Below are 15,889 nucleotides of genomic sequence, written 5' to 3' on the forward strand. Positions count from 1 at the left end.
AGCGCTGGGTAAATGGCGAAGCCAAAATTAAGCGGCCGATTTCATTAAATCGTACGTTACTCCCATTCTTTACTGACAATGAGCGACAAAGAATCCAAAATCCTAACGGTCGTCCAAATGAACCCGCGTCGACGGTTCTTGACTGCTAAAGCGATCGCCGATTTAGGAATGCTAAAAAGTATGCATATCCATGCATCAGCAATCGGTCGTGAAAGACGTCTGCAGCGATTTTTGTCGCCGAAAATAACGGCTGTAGGTGTAAAAAAAGATCTCGAGAATAACTTCCAATTGACAGGAGATTTCGATCTCCATCTTTATGATTCCTTTACCTCATCCGTCTTAAACAAAGTCCGAGGCAAATTTCTGCCTTCGGACGCATATGCATACAATAGGGAAATTGTAAAGTCCTTCTGTTTAGCTGCTAATAAGAATATAGCGAAATCCGAAGATGTCTACGCTTTTTCGGGTTGCGCGCTCGAACTCTTCAGAGAACGAAGCGGCGTAAAAATTCTTGATCAAGTTGCCCTTCTTCCTCTAGATGAGGTAGCCCTTTTAGAGTCCGATAAAAGGGCCGACCCTGTTTGGGTCCGACATATGAACTATTTGCACCTACGTAACTTGGAGGAGTTGGACCGTGCAGACATCGTATTGTGTCTTTACAACCAAATCCAAGATAGCGTCTTGAAATATCGTCCCGAAATAAGAACGGCTATCGTTAACCACCCATGTGCGCTTCCTCGAGCCAAGACTTTCGAGAGCCGGCCTCGGTTGAGGTTCCTATTCGCCGGGACTAAGTCGGTTGGGAAGGGGGTGAACCTGATTGAAAATTGGCTCTTACATTCAAGTTATGCGGAGAGAGTCGAAGTTTTAATCTGCGGAGGCGACGGAAACTACCCGCTGACACGCCTGAAACATCGACCAAACGTTAAGCTGCTGCCTCATCTAAAGAAGAGAGATCTCGAGTCGTTATACGCTAGTGTTGATATATGCCTGTTCCCGGAGCAACAAAATGCACTGGGTAATACGGCGTTCGAAGCGATGGAATTTGGTACACCCGTTCTCGCACGCGTGAACGAATTTATCGACCATAATCACAATGGATTTGTATTTGAGACTAACGCCGATTTCTTTCAGAAAATGGACGAAATATCTCAGTTGGACTCTGCTCAACTTTTCCGTGTGGGGCGGGCGGCGCTTAAAATCGCCGAAAATCGATATCTAAATTTTAAGAAAGAATTGAAAGCTGCAATAAATAGTTCTAAAACTTCCGGTGCTTAAAATGCGAATTACACTAAGGGGTTTTCAGAAAATGATTGTGGCGTTGCTGTTTCTGTGCGGGACGTTGCTGCATAGTGGGGAGTCGGATTCCAATACCGGGTGGGCGCCGCCTGCGCTAATTGTCCAAATTGGGCAATTTTCAGTATATACGGCATACGGACTTTTGCTTGTCTGTTTTGTATTAATTTTATTTCAGAGAAATTTTAGGTTCTATGGCGGCGGATATTTCCAGGTGGGAATGGCATATGTTTTCTTACTTGCTATCGCAGTTGCACATACGGATGACTTGGTCCGATATTTAGTGCTTGCTATCACTTCCATTTGTATCCCTCAAGTACTGCTCAAGCTTCAAAAAAGAAAGGGGCATGAGGAGGTTATTCTAGACGGAATGCAGGCGTGGGCACTTATGTATACGTTAATCTCGGTGTCCGGATTTCTTATAAACGATGCCCCTAGTGGCAGGTTGAGCGGGTATATGACAAACCCGAACTCGTTTGGTTTCTCGATGGTCGTTGCCCTATTGGTAAATTTATTTATAGGGCGCTATTCATTTGCCAAAAAAACTGTAATCGGATTGGTTGAGTTTTATCTAATACACGCTACCGGATCGAGACTTTCGGTGTTAGCGGCGGCCATCGTAGTTATGTATTGGATTGTTGCGCGTGCGAGATCCTCTAAGGCGGGATTTGCGCCGTTGGTTTTTTTTGCTATTACTGTGTGTATTTACCTCTTGATTTTTCAAAACCCGAGTGAGGGTGATCGGGGGTTGCAATTCGCCAGTGCCTTTTCGGATTCGGGGAGAGACATTTTGTATCAGCAGGCAATACAAGGAATTGCACGTAATCCGATTTTAGGATACGGAATGACCGCGCATGAGCTCATTTTGGGAACAGGTAACGTTCATAGTTCATTCCTTCGACTGGGATTTATGATTGGATTGCCATTGGCTGCGGTATTTTTTTTATTTTACGCTTACGGGTTGTTTTCAGTATATAAAATGAGCGCAAAGGGGAGCATGCTGCGGCCTTTCGTGATGGTCATTCCCTTGTTTTTTGTCGGCGAAGATTACATTGTAGGGGTCGGGTCGTTTTTTTATTTCGTATTTTTGGCAATGATGGGATTGTCGATACGTGCCCCTGCTGAAATGAATTGATCGGTATGAGCGCAGCTGCGTTGGGCGTCTTGAAGATGGTGGCAATTTATTCGATTGTCTCGGCTCATGTGGATGTTAAGGAGGGCGCGTCTGGGGTCTTAGCTGTCCTTAAGACTGTCTATTATGTTTTTGGGTCAATGGGAGTGGGTTTATTCTTCATTGTCACGGGCTGTGGGGTCGCAGCTCGCCCTAAGAAAATTAGCGCGACCTTCACGAAGCTATTCTCTTTTTACGCCTTGCCGTGGGTGCTATCCGGTTGCGTTGTTTATTCTTACCTATACTTTAGGAAAGGCGCACCCAATCTTTCCTTGGTTAACTTCCTTATTGGCAATGGAAGTTATTTGTATTTCATGCCCGTATTTTTTCTGGTTCTGCTTTTTGGTGTAAGCCTCAGGTTTAGAGTGCTAAGAATCTTTGCTCTCGTCGCTAGTTTGGCATACACAGTTTCTGGTCAAGCTTTAATGTCTCACGTAATCAGCGAACACTTAAATCCCTTACTATGGATCCCTTATGTCGTATTTGGATTCGCGCTTGATGCTTCTTCTCGCCAATCACGCAATGTTTTCATAAGTTTAGAGTTCTTATTGATCATAATTTTTGCTCTTTGGGGATTTTTATTTACTAAAGATCAATTTGTTACGCAAAGCGGTCTCAACTATCAGAGCGCGACCCTCGTTTTCTTGGTGTGTTCAGTTGGCGGAATATTAGTGTCGCACAGGAAGCTTCCTCTCGGCTCTTCAATAGACGAGGTTTCCAAAAATACTCTCCTCGTTTATCTATGGCACATGCCCTTAATTGGGGCTTTGAATTTTGCGTCGAATAATTATGTGAAACCGTTATTTCTTGTGAGTCCTGCGATTGTTTTGGGTTGCTTTTTCTTGCTTCTCAAATTGGCTCGACGTTTCGCTCCTTCAGCATGGGGGTTGAGACTTCTGGGGGCGCGTTTGCAATGAAATTTGGCACCACATTCGCGCAGGTAGATGAGATATGGTTCTGGCACCAGATCGTTAGTCCACATATGGCCTCCCTTGCGGTAGCAATCGCTAAAAAAGGTGTCGTGGTCCGCTACTTTGCCCGATGCGCAATTAGCGAGGAGCGAGCGAGTCAGGGTTGGAAATCACCGCCAATGCCAGGTGTTGATTTGGTTTATCTGGATTCTTTGGATGATATTAAGCGCGCAATTGATGAATCCTCGAATCGCGTCATTCACGTTTGCGAGGGCATCCGTGGCAATGGCTTTGTACAGCGCGCCGAAAATTATCTGAAATCTAAGCGTAAGGAATTTTGGATAATTATGGAAACCGTAGATGACAGCGGTTTCCGCGGCATAGTCAAACGTGCTTGCTACCGTTGGCTTTTTTGGCGATACCGAGCGGTTGTACAGGGATTCTTCGCCATTGGACGCCTGACGGCTTCTTGGATCGAAAGCCGTGGAGTTTCAAGAGCTAGAATCTTTGCCGCTACGTACTTTCTACCCGAAGAGTCTCTGCCGCCAACTTCTAAAGAGAGGGCCGAAACAATCTTTAGGTTTATATTCGTGGGCCAACTTATTAGGCGAAAGCAAATAGACATACTCATCGATGCTCTGGCCTCAGTCGCCGCTTTTCATCCAAACTTTGAGCTTCGAATTATTGGTGCAGGACCGCTGGAAGAGGTTCTGCGAAAGAGGGCTTCTCAGCTACTAGGTTCACGAGTTTTTTGGGTCGAACAGCTTTCGATGTCTGAGGTACGTAGAGAGATGAGAGACAGCGATTGTTTAGTTCTGCCAAGCCTCCACGACGGTTGGGGAGTGGTGGTCACAGAAGCGCTAATGGTAGGAACGCCTGCTATTTGCAGCGACCGGTGTGGCGCTGCAGAGGCGGTAATGGCGAGCGGTGTTGGAGGAGTGTTCCGCAGTAACGATCCCACTTCGCTTTCGAAACTTCTGTGCCGTCAAATTGAGTTGGGTAGACAAAAATCGTCAGATAGAACGGCGTTGGCTTCGTGGGCCTCGTCATTTGGCGCACGGGTGGGTGCGGAATATTTGTTGTCAGTTTTTTCGCATCGGCTCGCCGATGCTCCTCGCCCGATTGCTCCTTGGACTAGTTCTCGAAGTTTGCTTCAAAATGATGATTAGTTCGACTTCAAGAAATATCGAAGGCAAGGCTGATATGCTTGCTCCCGGAGATTTGAAAACTTCAATTTTGATATTTGTCGCGTATTATCTGCCCGGCTTTAAAGCGGGGGGGCCCATTCGCACCATTTCTAATATGGTGGAGAAACTCGGGAGCGAATTTGATTTTTTTGTGGTGACGGCTGACCGTGATTTGGGAGAGCAAGTCGCATACCAAGGGATCCGTCGAAATAGTTGGCACGAACTGGGCAAGGCATGCGTGTATTACGCTTCCTCCTCAGTGTTTTGGTTTTTCCGCCTTTTTTCCATCATTAAAAGATTTAATGGTGATATTCTTCATCTAAATAGTGTATTCTCTTTCAGGTTTAGCATACTCCCTATGTTGGTTTGGAGTATCTTAAGATCTCGCGGACTAATCGTTATTGGGCCGCGAGGAGAATTTTCTAAGAATGCTCTTCTTTTAAAAAAGAGAAAAAAAAGATTCTTTATCGCGATTGCTCGCGCCTTTCTTTTGTATAGAAATGTGACTTGGCACGCGTCGACGCAGCACGAGGCCGAAGATATTCGTGATGTAATTGGTAAAGATGCCAAAATTCGTGTTGCAATCGACATTGCCTGCCCCCCAAAAGAAATAATTTTTTCTCGCAAGATTGCAGGTAGCTTACGAATTGTGTTTGTTTCTCGAATTGCGCCAATGAAGAATTTGATTGGCGCAATAGAGATGCTTGAAGCTGCGCCATGCCCAGTTCTTTTTGACGTCTATGGCCCGATTGAGGATGCTGCATATTGGTCTAAATGTCAAACTGCTGTGGAGCGTTTGCCTGATCATGTACGGTTTAATTATTGTGGCCCGTTACCAGCGTCCGACGTACATTCGACGCTGACTGAGTACGATGTCTTTTACCTGCCTACCTTAGGAGAAAATTTTGGCCATGTGATCGCCGAAGCTCTAGGATGTGGGTTGCCTGTGATAATTAGTGACAAAACACCTTGGCGCGGATTGCAGCAAAGTAACTTAGGGTGGGATATTCCACTCGAACGCCCGGTGGAGTTTGTGGATGCGATACATCGCTGTTTTTTAATGACTGCCGAAGATCATCTCGCTTGGCGAGTGCGCATACGAAATTGGGCTTTGTCGAATGTTGGGGGCGGAGAAGCTAAAAAACAAAATCGTGAGCTTTTTTTGAATTTGGAGTTCGCTAATGAGCATTGATTTTTATAAAAAAATTCTATTAATATCGGGCGGTACTGGTTCTTTTGGTAATGCTGTACTCAAGCGATTTCTAGATACTGATGTTGCCGAAATTAGAATTTTTAGTCGCGATGAAAAGAAACAAGATGATATGCGTAAGCGCTATGGTAGCGCGAAGCTTAAATTTTATATTGGCGATGTGAGAGATGGTAGGAGTCTCTCTGCTGCAATGCGTGGAGTGGATTATGTGTTTCATGCCGCAGCGTTAAAGCAGGTTCCATCTTGCGAATTCCACCCGATGCAAGCCGTTCGCACCAATGTATTGGGCACCGAGAACGTTTTGGAGGCCGCAGTTGCAGCGCACGTGTCGCGTATTGTTTGCCTTAGCACAGATAAAGCGGTTTATCCCATTAACGCCATGGGCATCAGCAAGGCGATGATGGAAAAGGTGATGGTCTCCGCCAGTCGAAATCTTGAGAGTACTAACACCGTGATTTGTGGAACCCGTTATGGCAACGTGATGGCCTCGCGCGGTTCGGTCATTCCGTTGTTTGTGGAACAGGTACTTTCTGGTAGGCCCATTACCGTGACCGACCCCTCCATGACCCGCTTCATGATGACATTGGAGGACGCTGTTGAATTGGTGTTGCACGCATTCGAACATGGAAGCAACGGCGATATTTTTGTACAGAAGGCCCCCGCAGCAACCGTGCAGGTGTTGACGCAGGCCATCCTGGAACTGATGGGTAAGCCCAATCACGAGATTCGCGAGATTGGCACGCGCCATGGAGAGAAGCTCTATGAAGCGCTTTTGAGCCGTGAGGAAATGGCTTGTGCCGAAGATCAAGGAGGGTACTACCGGGTGCCACCCGATGGACGAGACCTGAACTATGCCAAGTATGTGGAACAAGGCGAGCAGCGCATCACTCGCAGTACGCACGGCGAAGACTACAACTCGCACAACACCACGCGGCTCGATGTGGAAAGCATGAAGAGGCTGCTGCTCAAGTTGGAATTCATGCAGCGGATCGCGCGCGGCGAACACGCCGAAGCAGAGGGCTGAATAATGAAGGTGTTGATTACCGGTGCCGAAGGGTTTTTGGGCAAGAACCTGCGGCTTCATTTAGCCGAGCGCAAAGATGTCCACGTGGTCTGCTTCACACGCGACAACGGCGTGGAGGAGTTGCCAGCATTGCTGCAGAATGTCGACTTCGTTTTTCACTTGGCAGGAGTCAATCGCCCTCGAGATCTGCGGGAATTCGTTACTGGTAATTCGGAACTCACGCAGACCCTCTGTTTCGCTGTTGGAGCTGTTGCGGAAGCGGCAGGCAAGAAGGTGCCGATCGTCTACACGTCGTCTACGCAGGCCGCATGCGACAATCCTTACGGCAATAGCAAGCGTGATGCAGAAGACGCGTTGCGAGGAGTCGCAGTCAACATCGGGATTCCTGTGCACATTTTCCGCTTGCCCAATGTATTCGGAAAATGGTGCCGGCCTAACTACAACTCTGCGGTGGCAACGTTCTGCCATAACATCGCCCGCGATATCCCGATTCAGGTCAACGATCCGGCCGCGCCAGTTACGCTGGTGTATGTGGACGATGTCATCGAGCGCTTCGTTCAGCTGATGGATGGCGCGGATACTACTGCGGACAAGGATGGCTTCGCGACGGTCGTGCCGCTGTATAGCTCCACGGTCGGGGAGGTTGCGCGGCAGATTCAGTCGTTCAAGGAAAGCCGTAGTACGCTTGTGACCGATCGCGTGGGAACCGGGTTCGTGCGTGCACTTTATTCCACCTATGTGAGCTATCTACCGCCAGAATCTTTTGCCTACGTCGTACCGCAACATGCAGATGCACGCGGCGTGTTCGTCGAGATGTTGAAGACGCCGGATGCGGGTCAATTTTCTTTCTTCACCGCGCATCCGGGTATCACCCGAGGCGGCCACTACCATCACAGCAAAACCGAAAAGTTCCTTGTCATTAAGGGATTGGCGCGCTTTAAGTTCCGGCATATGCAGACCGGCGAAATTCATGAATTGGTGACTACGGGAGAGAAGTCGGAAATCGTCGAGACGGTTCCAGGTTGGACGCACGACGTCACCAACATCGGTGCCGAAGAAATGGTCGTCATGCTATGGGCCAACGAAGTGTTTGATCGCGCACGGCCAGACACCTTCGCCTGCCCGCTGTAGGCCGGGGGCATAGGATCTTTTCGATGAAAAAACTCAAAGTCATGACCGTGGTCGGCACTCGACCCGAAATCATTCGTCTTTCGTGTGTCTTGGCTCGTCTGGATGAGCACTGCGATCACGTGCTGGTGCATACCGGCCAGAACTATGACTACGAACTCAATCAAGTTTTCTTCGATGACTTGGGTGTGCGCAAGCCCGACTATTTCCTGAACAGCGCAGCCAATGCAGCCAGTGCGGCGCACACTATCGGCAATCTCATCATAGCCGTGGACCAGGTGTTGGGCGAGGTGAAGCCTGAAGCGATGCTTGTACTGGGCGATACCAATAGCTGTCTCTCGGTGATTCCAGCCAAGCGCCGGAAGATCCCGATCTTTCATATGGAGGCAGGGAACCGTTGCTTCGATCAGCGTGTGCCAGAGGAAACCAACCGACGCATCGTGGACCACACGGCTGATGTCAATTTGACCTACAGCACAATCGCGCGCGATTACCTTCTGCGCGAGGGGCTGTCGCCTGATCTGGTCATTAAGACAGGTAGCCCTATGTTCGAAGTGCTGACGCACTACCGCCAGCGCATCGACGAATCCAAGGTGCTCGAGCGCTTGGGTTTGCAAGCTGAGCGGTATTTCGTAGTGAGCGCTCATCGCGAAGAGAACATCGAGTCTCCACAGTCCTTTGGCAAGCTCGTGGCAGTCTTGAATGCAGTTGCCGAAGACCATGACTTGCCAGTCATCGTCTCCACACATCCGCGCACGCAAAAACGCATCGACGCGACGGGCGCGCAGTTTCACAGCCAGGTACGTTTGCTGAAGCCGCTGGGCTTCCATGACTATGTGAAGCTGCAGCTTTCAGCGCGTGTCACGCTTTCCGACAGCGGTACCATCAACGAGGAATCGTCAATCCTCAATTTTCCGGCACTCAATCTGCGCGAAGCGCACGAGCGCCCCGAGGGGATGGAAGAGGCGGCCGTCATGATGACGGGCCTTGAAGTGGACCGCGTCCGCCAGGGCCTGTTAATTTTGGCTAACCAGCCCCGAGGGGGTGCGCGCGGCTTGCGCCAGGTGGCGGATTACAATATGCCTAACGTGTCGGACAAGGTGCTACGCATTGTCCACAGCTACACGGATTACGTGAACCGCGTGGTCTGGAAAAAGTACTGACACATGGCAATTCGTGTGTTGCTACTGACGCAGTGGTTCGATCCCGAACCGACATTCAAAGGCATCGTGTTCGCCCGTGAGTTGGTGCGGCAGGGTTTTGAAGTCGAGGTATTGACGGGGTTCCCCAACTATCCCGGCGGCAAGGTGTACCCGGGCTATCGGATCAACCTGCTGCAGCGCGAAGTGATCGACGGCGTCCAGGTGACGCGCGTTCCTCTTTACCCTAACCATAACCAGTCGGCGATCAAGCGGGTGTTGAACTACGCGAGTTTCGCCGCATCGTCGTTCGTTTATGGTCTGTTCATGGCGCGGCGACCCGACGTGATCTATGCCTATCATCCGCCACTCACGGTGGGTATCACGGCCGGGCTGCTGCGGCTTTTGCGCCGCATCCCAGTGGTCTACGACATTCAGGACATGTGGCCGGACACCCTGCGTGCCACTGGTATGGTCAGCAATAACAGAGCCTTGAGCGTAGTAGGGACTGTATGCCAATGGGTGTATCGGCGTATGGACCACATCGCAGTGCTCTCACCGGGGTTCAAGCGCCTTCTGTTGCAGCGTGGCGTGCCTGACACCAAAGTGGATGTGATCTACAACTGGGCCGATGAGGTTGCGCTGGCCTCACCGCAGGGCCATCCTCCCGCAAACTTTCCGGGTCCGGAGCGACTTCGCATCCTTTTTGCAGGGAATATGGGCAAGGCTCAGGCCCTGGACACCGTACTGGAAGCTGCTGCCCTCCTGCAAGCACGCGACGCCAGGGTGTGTTTCGTATTGCTGGGAGGGGGTGTCGAAGCTGCTCGGCTCGAGCAGCGCGCTATCGATATGCAATTGCACAACACGATCTTTTTACCTCCCGTACCTATGTCGGAAGTTGGAGCTCTGTTGAATGAGGCCGAAGTTCTCCTGGTCCACTTGCGCAAGGATTCGTTGTTTGAAATCACGATTCCGTCCAAGACGCAGGCCTATATGGCGGTGGGAAAACCGCTATTGATGGCGGTCGATGGTGATGCGGCCGAGCTAGTTTCACGGTCGGGTGGTGGTGTGGTCGTTGAATCCGAGAATGCACCGGCGCTCGCGGATGCCGCGGAAGCACTGGCAGCAGTGCAACAGGACGCGTTGGCCACCATGGGGCGCCAAGCTCAGCGTTTCTATCGTGAGCAACTGGCCTTGCAAGTCGGCGTCTCTAAGTTCGGTGCCATCTTCACGCGGCTGGCTGCGAGGTGATAGCGAAATGAAGCGTCTTTTCGACATCGTACTTGCTTGCTTGGCTTTGCTGGTCCTTAGCCTTCCGCTGTTGTTTTTGACATGGCAGGTGCGCCGTAAGCTGGGTAATCCAGCATTTTTTCGTCAGCGGCGACCGGGTCTGGGCGGCCGGCCATTCAATATGGTGAAGTTCCGCACGATGACTGACGCGCGTGACGCCGGTGGTGTGCTGCTGCCCGATGCAGACCGCTTGACCCCCTTCGGCCACTTTCTGCGCGCCAGTAGTCTCGACGAATTGCCTGAGCTCTGGAACGTGCTCAAGGGTGATATGAGCTTAGTTGGACCGCGCCCGCTGTTGATGGATTACCTGCCGCTTTATTCCGCCGAGCAAGCCCGCCGCCATGAGGTGCGCCCCGGTATCACCGGTTGGGCGCAGATCAATGGGCGCAATGCGCTCAGTTGGGACGAGAAATTCAAGCTCGATGTTTGGTATGTTGACAATCGTTCGCTCTATCTCGATATCAAGATCCTCTGGCTGACAGTACGCAAGGTGCTGGTGCGCGATGGCATCACCGCCAAGGGCGAAGCCACGATGCCGCGCTTTACAGGATCGCGAATGGAGCATAAGCAATGAGTCTGCCGCTGTTTGCTGTGTTTGGCGCTAGTGGATGCGGTCGTGGCGTGATGCCTTTGGCCCGCCTGCAGCTTGCGCGTGAAGGCATCCCGGCCACACAGCTGGTATTCGTTGACGACCGGCCCGAGGCCAGCGAGGTCAATGGCCATCGCGTACTGCGTTATGAAGAATTCGTGCAAATTGATGCAAGCACAAGACGAATAGTGATCGCCATTGCAAACAGCACTGTGCGGGAAAGTCTAGCCGACCGCTGTGCTGTAGATGGTGTGCTGCCCTGGACGGTCCAAGCCGCGAATGTCGTGATCATGGACGACGTGTCGCTGGGGGAGGGCGCGGCACTGAGCCCGTTCGTCACCATTACGTCCAACATTCGCATTGGCAAGCACTTCCACGCGAACCTGTACAGCTATGTCGAACACGATTGCGTGATAGGCGACTTCGTAACTTTTGCGCCTGGCGCAAAGTGCAATGGCAACGTGCACATCGAAGACCATGCGTACATCGGAGCCGGCGCTGTTATCAAGCAGGGCCAACCGGGCCGTCCTCTTGTGATCGGTCGAGGTGCCTTGGTTGGCATGGGCGCGGTCGTCACGCGCGATGTGCCACCTGGCGTCGTCGTGGTCGGAAACCCTGCCAACCCATATCTGAAAAAGGCTGAACTCTCGTGTTAAGTACTTCTTTCTCCCCCTGGCCTAGCTTCACTGCCGAAGAAGCCGATGCAGTGCAGCGCGTGCTGCTGTCCAACAAAGTCAACTACTGGACGGGGCAGGAGTGCCGCACCTTTGAAAAGGAGTTCGCCACTTGGGTTGGCACCTCGCATGCACTGGCTCTCGCCAATGGCACTTTGGCGCTGGACGTGATCCTCAAGGGCATGGGCATCGGGCCAGGCGACGAGGTGATCGTCACACCGCGCACTTTCATTGCCAGCGTGTCCTGTGTTGTGAATGCAGGGGCGACACCGGTATTTGCGGATGTCGATGCGGAAAGCGGCAATCTAGCGGCTGAAACCATCGCACAAGTCGTCACGCCTCGCACCAAGGCGGTGATCTGTGTACATCTGGGAGGCTGGCCCTGTGACATGGACCCGATCATGGCGCTGTCCGCCGAACACGGCTTCAAAGTGATCGAAGACTGCGCTCAGGCGCACGGCGCGCGCTACAAGAATCGCTCGGTCGGCTCGATTGGGCATGCGAGCGCTTGGTCGTTCTGCCAGGACAAGATCATGACGACAGGCGGCGAAGGTGGCATGGTCACCACCGACGACAATGCGTTGTGGCGTGCCATGTGGGAGTACAAGGACCATGGTAAGAGCTTCGAGGCCGTTTACGAGCGGGCGCATCCGCCAGGCTTTCGCTGGCTGCACGAAAGCTTTGGTACGAACTGGCGCATGCTCGAGATCCAGGCGGTCATCGGTCGAATCCAATTGCAGCGAATGGCGCAATGGACTGCAGTGCGTACGCGGCATGCGAAAGCGTTGTGGAATGCAGCCCGTCCTTATGCTGCTGTGCGTGTTCCCGATTTCGGCCACAACGAAGCCGCAGGGAGCGCTCATGCGCAGTACAAGTGCTACCTCTACACACAGCCAGAACGGTTGGCGCACGGCTGGACGCGCGACCGTATCATCGACGCCATTCAAAACGGTGGCGTTCCTTGTTATCAAGGATCATGCTCTGAGGTGTACTTGGAGAGAGCCTTCGATGACACCGGATGGCGGCCGATGCAACCACTTCCCATCGCGCAGGCGCTCGGCGAAACAAGCCTGATGTTTCTTGTGCATCCCACGCTGACGTCGCTCGAAATCGACAGGAGTTGCAGCGTGATTTCTCAAGTGCTGGCTGAGGCAACGGCTTGATTGGTGGCGTAAGTCTGTGTGGTTTTGCGACTCGGATTTGCAAGTCGAGGCGGCAGTGGTGGTTGGGTCTAGAAAAACTGCTACATGCGAGGGCGAGACGCGTCCCGATCGATTTGGTCATGCCGAATCAACGCAAAGCAATGGGCAACTAAAATGTGAAACAAGGGAAGAGAATATTGTGATCGATTCTTCAACGCGGTTGAAAACCGCCCTCAACTTCTCGGGTCATTGCTCGGCATGAAGTCTGTATTGGTCGTATGCATCGGCAATATCTGTCGTAGTCCGATGGGAGAGGCGCTGCTTGCGGCAGCATTGCCTGATTTAAATGTTCGGTCTGCCGGTGTTGGAGCTCTCGTTGGGCAGCCTGCAGATCCGTTGGCCTGTGCTTTGATGGCCGAGCGTGGACTAAACATCGAAGGCCATCGTGCGCGACAGTTGACTAGTCATATGTGCCAAGAGGTCGACCTGATTTTGGTCATGGACGAAGAGCAGCGCCTTCATATTAACCAGCGGCACCCGTTTGCCCGTGGCAAATTATTCCGCTTGGGCGAGGTTGCGCGTGTAGACATTCCCGATCCATATCGCCTGGGCCGAGCGGCCTTTGACGAAGCCTTGCAACTCATCGACGCCGGCGCTTCAGCCTGGGCCGAGCGCATTAAGAAGCTTTCATGAACGCCTTAGCTACATCATCTGCCTCGCCAGTAGGCGCTACTCCTTTGCACGACGACGACGGCATTCGCTTGTCGGAGTATCTGGATATCCTGATCGATCGTAGATGGCTCGTGGTGGCTATTACCGGCGTCGCGGTCGCGCTCGGAATGGCCTATGCAATGCTTTCCACGCCCGTATATCAGTCGAACCTCTTGATTCAGGTTGAGGACTCGGCGCCGGACGCAAAGAGCTTTCTCGGTGATACGGCGAACCTGTTCGATGTGAAGACCTCGGCGGCTGGCGAAATTCAGATACTGCGTTCGCGCATGATCATGGGCGGAGCCGTGGAGGCTACTCGACTTTACATCGACGCCCGGCCTCGCTATGTGCCATTCATCGGTGCATGGCTTGCAAGGCGTGCCAAGACGCTCTCCGAGCCTGGTTTTCTTGGGATGAGCGGGTATGTTTCAGGTACTGAAGCAATTGCCGTTGCTAAGTTTGATGTTCCTCCAGCTTTTGAGGATCAACAAGCTTTTACCATCACGGTCCAGTCTGACGGGCAGTACACGCTTACGCACCCTGGCCTTGAGGAAACGTTAAACGGGACCGTTGGTACGCCACTGACGCAGCATATTCCCGGAGGAGATTTGGTGCTAATCGTCTCGCAGTTGGAGGGAAAGCCTGGCGCTCAGTTCGTAGTGTCGCGTGCGTCCTCACTCGCCACCACAGAGAGCTTGCAGCGACGCGTTCAACTCAGCGAGCAGGGCAAACAATCGAATGTTATCAATGCGATGCTCGAAGACAGCGATCGTGATCGCCTGCGTCGGATCCTTGATGAAATTGGGGCTCAATATGTGCGTCAAAACGTAGATCGAAAAGCGGCGGAAGCGGAAAAAACGCTTCAATTTCTTGACTCTCAATTGCCGGACTTCAAAAAGCAACTTGAAAGTTCGGAAGATGCCTATGCGGATTTCCGTAACAAAAATGGAACTATTGCTTTTGATGAAGAGGCGAAGGCAGTTCTCGGTCAAGCGATTCAATTGCAAACCAAGCTGCTTGAGTCGCAGCAGCTTCGTCGAGATCTGCTTTCGCGTTTTACCGAAACAAACCCAAAGGTGCGTGTCATCGACGGTCAAATAGCTGCATTTCGCAATGAACTTGATGGTGTTGATCGGCGAGTAAGTTCAATGCCGGCGTTGCAGCGAGATGCATTGCGACTCGAGCGAGATGTCCGGGTTAATGGAGAGCTGTACAAGTCGCTTCTCAATAGCTCTCTTCAGCTGCGCCTTGTGAAAGAGGGTAAGGTCGGGAATGTACGTTTGTTGGATAAAGCCATCAAGCCAAAAAATCCGGTGAAGCCGCAGAAACCCCTAATCGTTGCGTTGTCGCTCATCTTGGGCCTGCTGTCTGGTATTGCGATAGCAATTGCACGCAGTAAAATGTCCAATGGCATTCACAATCCACAGGAAATCGAGGATCGTCTTGGATTGAGCGTATATTCGGTGGTGCCGCAAGCGATGGAACAAGACGCACTTCTCCAGCTGATTGCAACTGGAGCCGGTGGTGCTCAAGTTCTTGCCGTTACTGCTCCGGAAAGCCTTGCGATTGAGAGCCTGAGGAATTTGCGAATTTCCTTGCAACTCGCTCTTATGGAATCAGGAAGCAACCGAGTTTTAGTGACCGGCGCAACGCCAGGTGTTGGCAAGAGTTTTGTTTCTAGCAATTATGCTGTCATCATGGCTCAGGCTGGCAAGCGTGTATTGTTAATTGATGCGGACTTGCGCAAGGGGCATCTCAACAAGTCTTTTGGTCTTCCGCGCCAGGGGGGGCTTGCGGATGTTTTAGCCGGCGATATGACCTTTGAGCAAGCCCTTCATGCGCAGGTACTTCCCAATCTTGATGTGCTCACGACAGGAAATTATCCCTTCAACCCGGCCAATATGATGCTGTCGTCTGCTCTAGGAGAAATCTTGGACGGGGCGTCGCAGCGGTACGACTTGATAGTGATCGACAGCCCACCAGTTCTTGTTGCAGCAGATGCGGCCGCGGTGTCTGCTCACGTTGGGGCGATCTTGTTAGTTGCTCGCGATGGATTGACTCAGGTCGGAGAGTTGAGCGAGAGCGTCAAGAGGCTGGCACATGCCAATCAACGAGTCAGTGGGGTAGTCTTTAATGGGATGGACCTCTCTCGCAGACACTATGGGAGCTATGGATACAAGTATGGCGGCTATCGCTATACGGAGTACAAGTACAAGCAAGCGAGTTGACGCGAAGCGATGTAAGCAATCGGCAGCGGTGACGAGCGCCGTCGCTTCTCAGAGTTGACGAGATCGAATTTCGTATGTCTTTTGGAGGAATGTCTCCAAACCTAGTGGTTTGTACACTTTCTAACAATCAAGATTTGGGGGCACAAACAGCCTTGGAGCATGAGATGCACAATCATTCGCGATATCCGA

The 15,889-nt window shown here is 51.8% G+C and carries 14 protein-coding genes; all 14 read left to right on the forward strand.

Features of this window, described 5'->3' with window-relative positions:
• Positions 1 to 78 precede the first annotated feature (78 nt).
• The 14 genes from INQ48_07150 to INQ48_07215 all read left to right on the forward strand — a co-directional run bounded on the left by INQ48_07150 (position 79) and on the right by INQ48_07215 (position 15,700).
• Complete coding sequence (locus INQ48_07150) at positions 79 to 1,278, forward strand: glycosyltransferase family 4 protein (protein ID QRF59004.1); 1,200 nt, start codon at positions 79 to 81, stop codon at positions 1,276 to 1,278.
• 31 nt (positions 1,279 to 1,309) lie between these two features.
• Positions 1,310 to 2,431 (forward strand): O-antigen ligase family protein, encoded by a 1,122-nt coding sequence (locus INQ48_07155; protein QRF59005.1) that lies wholly within the window; start codon positions 1,310 to 1,312, stop codon positions 2,429 to 2,431.
• A 5-nt stretch (positions 2,432 to 2,436) separates the two neighbouring features.
• Positions 2,437 to 3,384 carry an acyltransferase family protein gene (locus INQ48_07160; protein QRF59006.1) on the forward strand — a complete coding sequence of 316 codons (948 nt, stop codon included), beginning with the start codon at positions 2,437 to 2,439 and terminating at the stop codon, positions 3,382 to 3,384.
• Positions 3,381 to 4,547, forward strand: coding sequence for a glycosyltransferase family 4 protein (locus tag INQ48_07165; GenBank protein QRF59007.1), 1,167 nt, complete (start codon positions 3,381 to 3,383; stop codon positions 4,545 to 4,547). Before INQ48_07160 ends, INQ48_07165 begins: the two co-directional genes overlap by 4 nt.
• Positions 4,486 to 5,757: a glycosyltransferase gene (locus tag INQ48_07170; GenBank protein ID QRF59008.1), complete on the forward strand. Its 1,272-nt coding sequence runs from the start codon at positions 4,486 to 4,488 to the stop codon at positions 5,755 to 5,757. The genes INQ48_07165 and INQ48_07170 overlap by 62 nt, the downstream gene beginning before the upstream one ends.
• The gene (locus INQ48_07175; GenBank protein QRF59009.1) at positions 5,747 to 6,799 is read left to right on the forward strand and encodes a polysaccharide biosynthesis protein; all 1,053 of its coding nucleotides are present in this window, start codon (positions 5,747 to 5,749) and stop codon (positions 6,797 to 6,799) included. Before INQ48_07170 ends, INQ48_07175 begins: the two co-directional genes overlap by 11 nt.
• A 3-nt stretch (positions 6,800 to 6,802) precedes the next feature.
• Positions 6,803 to 7,930 (forward strand): capsular polysaccharide biosynthesis protein CapF, encoded by a 1,128-nt coding sequence (locus INQ48_07180; protein ID QRF59010.1) that lies wholly within the window; start codon positions 6,803 to 6,805, stop codon positions 7,928 to 7,930.
• A gap of 23 nt (positions 7,931 to 7,953) precedes the next feature.
• The gene (gene wecB / locus INQ48_07185; GenBank protein ID QRF59011.1) at positions 7,954 to 9,090 is read left to right on the forward strand and encodes a UDP-N-acetylglucosamine 2-epimerase (non-hydrolyzing); all 1,137 of its coding nucleotides are present in this window, start codon (positions 7,954 to 7,956) and stop codon (positions 9,088 to 9,090) included.
• A 3-nt stretch (positions 9,091 to 9,093) separates the two neighbouring features.
• Positions 9,094 to 10,317, forward strand: coding sequence for a glycosyltransferase family 4 protein (locus INQ48_07190; protein ID QRF59012.1), 1,224 nt, complete (start codon positions 9,094 to 9,096; stop codon positions 10,315 to 10,317).
• 7 nt (positions 10,318 to 10,324) lie between these two features.
• Entirely contained in the window at positions 10,325 to 10,930 is a 606-nt protein-coding gene (locus tag INQ48_07195) for a sugar transferase (protein ID QRF59013.1), read from the forward strand.
• Positions 10,927 to 11,601, forward strand: coding sequence for a NeuD/PglB/VioB family sugar acetyltransferase (locus tag INQ48_07200; protein QRF59014.1), 675 nt, complete (start codon positions 10,927 to 10,929; stop codon positions 11,599 to 11,601). The genes INQ48_07195 and INQ48_07200 overlap by 4 nt, the downstream gene beginning before the upstream one ends.
• Positions 11,595 to 12,782 (forward strand): DegT/DnrJ/EryC1/StrS aminotransferase family protein, encoded by a 1,188-nt coding sequence (locus INQ48_07205; GenBank protein ID QRF59015.1) that lies wholly within the window; start codon positions 11,595 to 11,597, stop codon positions 12,780 to 12,782. The genes INQ48_07200 and INQ48_07205 overlap by 7 nt, the downstream gene beginning before the upstream one ends.
• Before the next feature lie 237 nt (positions 12,783 to 13,019).
• Positions 13,020 to 13,454, forward strand: coding sequence for a low molecular weight phosphotyrosine protein phosphatase (locus INQ48_07210; protein QRF60647.1), 435 nt, complete (start codon positions 13,020 to 13,022; stop codon positions 13,452 to 13,454).
• Positions 13,451 to 15,700, forward strand: a complete 2,250-nt coding sequence (locus INQ48_07215) for a polysaccharide biosynthesis tyrosine autokinase (protein QRF59016.1) — start codon at positions 13,451 to 13,453, stop codon at positions 15,698 to 15,700. Before INQ48_07210 ends, INQ48_07215 begins: the two co-directional genes overlap by 4 nt.
• Positions 15,701 to 15,889: the final 189 nt, after the last annotated feature.

The sequence above is a fragment of the Variovorax paradoxus genome, from assembly GCA_016806145.1.
Lineage (GTDB): Bacteria > Pseudomonadota > Gammaproteobacteria > Burkholderiales > Burkholderiaceae_C > Variovorax.

Coding starts and splice junctions, on each gene's coding strand:
- INQ48_07150 (QRF59004.1), top strand. CDS start 79: ATGAGCGACAAAGAATCCAAAATCCTAACGGTCGTCCAAATGAACCCG.
- INQ48_07155 (QRF59005.1), top strand. CDS start 1,310: ATGATTGTGGCGTTGCTGTTTCTGTGCGGGACGTTGCTGCATAGTGGG.
- INQ48_07160 (QRF59006.1), top strand. CDS start 2,437: ATGAGCGCAGCTGCGTTGGGCGTCTTGAAGATGGTGGCAATTTATTCG.
- INQ48_07165 (QRF59007.1), top strand. CDS start 3,381: ATGAAATTTGGCACCACATTCGCGCAGGTAGATGAGATATGGTTCTGG.
- INQ48_07170 (QRF59008.1), top strand. CDS start 4,486: ATGCTCCTCGCCCGATTGCTCCTTGGACTAGTTCTCGAAGTTTGCTTC.
- INQ48_07175 (QRF59009.1), top strand. CDS start 5,747: ATGAGCATTGATTTTTATAAAAAAATTCTATTAATATCGGGCGGTACT.
- INQ48_07180 (QRF59010.1), top strand. CDS start 6,803: ATGAAGGTGTTGATTACCGGTGCCGAAGGGTTTTTGGGCAAGAACCTG.
- wecB (QRF59011.1), top strand. CDS start 7,954: ATGAAAAAACTCAAAGTCATGACCGTGGTCGGCACTCGACCCGAAATC.
- INQ48_07190 (QRF59012.1), top strand. CDS start 9,094: ATGGCAATTCGTGTGTTGCTACTGACGCAGTGGTTCGATCCCGAACCG.
- INQ48_07195 (QRF59013.1), top strand. CDS start 10,325: ATGAAGCGTCTTTTCGACATCGTACTTGCTTGCTTGGCTTTGCTGGTC.
- INQ48_07200 (QRF59014.1), top strand. CDS start 10,927: ATGAGTCTGCCGCTGTTTGCTGTGTTTGGCGCTAGTGGATGCGGTCGT.
- INQ48_07210 (QRF60647.1), top strand. CDS start 13,020: ATGAAGTCTGTATTGGTCGTATGCATCGGCAATATCTGTCGTAGTCCG.
- INQ48_07215 (QRF59016.1), top strand. CDS start 13,451: ATGAACGCCTTAGCTACATCATCTGCCTCGCCAGTAGGCGCTACTCCT.